The sequence below is a fragment of the Nonomuraea sp. NPDC050547 genome (assembly GCF_044457345.1).
GTDB lineage: Bacteria > Actinomycetota > Actinomycetes > Streptosporangiales > Streptosporangiaceae > Nonomuraea.
Map to the genome: position 1 here is coordinate 1 of NZ_JBITGW010000051.1, position 1,601 is coordinate 1,601.

At 67.7% G+C, this 1,601-nt stretch carries 2 protein-coding genes; one reads left to right on the forward strand and one right to left on the reverse strand.

Features of this window, described 5'->3' with window-relative positions; genetic code table 11:
- Positions 1-16: 16 nt before the first annotated feature.
- Positions 17-211 (reverse strand): hypothetical protein, encoded by a 195-nt coding sequence (locus tag ACIBHY_RS54720; protein WP_397311091.1) that lies wholly within the window; start codon positions 209-211, stop codon positions 17-19.
- A gap of 294 nt (positions 212-505) precedes the next feature.
- Between ACIBHY_RS54720 and ACIBHY_RS54725 the strand changes: the two genes are divergently transcribed.
- Positions 506-1,570 (forward strand): IS630 family transposase, encoded by a 1,065-nt coding sequence (locus ACIBHY_RS54725; RefSeq protein ID WP_397311092.1) that lies wholly within the window; start codon positions 506-508, stop codon positions 1,568-1,570.
- Positions 1,571-1,601: the final 31 nt, after the last annotated feature.

The window sequence follows — 1,601 nt, forward strand, 5'->3', positions numbered from 1 at the left end:
CTAGTGGTCGCGCCCGTTAATTCGTCGGGGGTCGCTGGTGGTGCCAGGCTGTTGTGTCGCCGAGATAGAGGCCGCAGGCGCAGTCGAGGGCTTCCTGTGGGGTGCCGGTCGGGTAGCCGCTGGGCAGGACAGATTTCTCGTAGTCGTTGTGGCTGGCGCGGTAGATGGCGAACCCCCAACTGGTGGCGGATCCGGCGTAACGCAGCCGCATGAGGGGGAGGGTGGTGCCGTCAGGAAGCTGGCCGGCGATGTAGGCGAACTCGCCGTGCCAGCGGACGGTAATGCCAGTGAGCTGGGACCAGCGCTCACGTGCCCGGGCGGTTAGTCGCCGGCTCAGGGACGTCCGGGTGGAGTCGGGGGGCCTGGCCATATGGCCATCATGCCCTGCCCTGGAGAGTGCACCATGAGGTACATGCCCTGCAGTCCCTATGTCGTAGGCCTCTGCGAGGCCAGCCGCGCTGAGCTGGAGTCGGTGTCCCGGCGCACTTCAGCACCCTTTCGCCTGGTGCTCCGATCACGGATCGTGCTGCTGGCCGCGGCCGGCACGGCGAACCGGGTGATCGCCGAGCGGCTCGGCGTCTGCGAAGACACGGCCCGCAAGTGGCGGCGCCGGTACTGCGAACAGGGCATGGAGGGATTAGCCGATGCCCCGCGAGCGGGCAGACCCCGCCTGTTCCCGGCCACAGTGGTCGCCGAGGTGAAAGCCCTGGCGTGCGAGATGCCCGCCGCGAGCCAAACGCCCCTGGCCCGATGGACCTGCCCCGAACTGGCCCGCCATGCGGCAGCCAGCGGCATCGTTCCAGCACCCTCGTCATCCACCGTGCGCCGCTGGCTCGCCGCCGACGTGCTGAAGCCCTGGCAACACCGGTCGTGGATCTTCCCCCGCGACCCGCACTTCGCCCTCAAGGCATCCCGCGTCCTGGACCTCTACCAGCGGGAATGGGAAGGGGCGCCGCTGGGTGAGGACGAGTACGTGCTCAGCGCCGATGAGAAACCTGGCGTTCAGGCCCGGATGCGCATCCACCTCCCGCTCCCGCCGGGGCCGGGGCGGGGGCGGGGGATGCGGATCGAAAGCGAGTACCACCGGCTCGGCACCCTGGCCTACCTAGCCGCCTACGACATCCACCGCGCCCACGTCATGGGCCGGTGCGAGCCGACCACCGGCATCAAACCGTTCACCGCACTCGTGGACCAGGTCATGCAGAGCGAGCCGTACGCCTCCGCCAGACGAGTCTTCTGGGTCGTGGACAACGGCTCCTCCCACCGCAACTGGGCGGCAGCAGCCCGGCTCAGCAACGCCTACCCCAACGCCCAGATGGTCCATCTGCCCATCCACGCATCCTGGCTCAACCAGATCGAGGTCTACTTCTCTGTCATCCAGCGCAAGCTTCTCACCCCTGACGACTTCGAGGACCTCGAGGAGCTCGCCACCCAGATCCTCGCCTTCGAAAAGCACTACAACGCCGCAGCCAGACCCTTCGACTGGAGGTTCACCCGCACCGACCTCAACCTCCTCCTGACGCGCATCAGGAAGCACGATCGACACGCACCACACCCACAAGCCGCATGACCCCCGACGAATTAACGGGCGCGACCACTAG

Coding starts and splice junctions, on each gene's coding strand:
- ACIBHY_RS54720 (WP_397311091.1), bottom strand. CDS start 211: ATGCGGCTGCGTTACGCCGGATCCGCCACCAGTTGGGGGTTCGCCATC.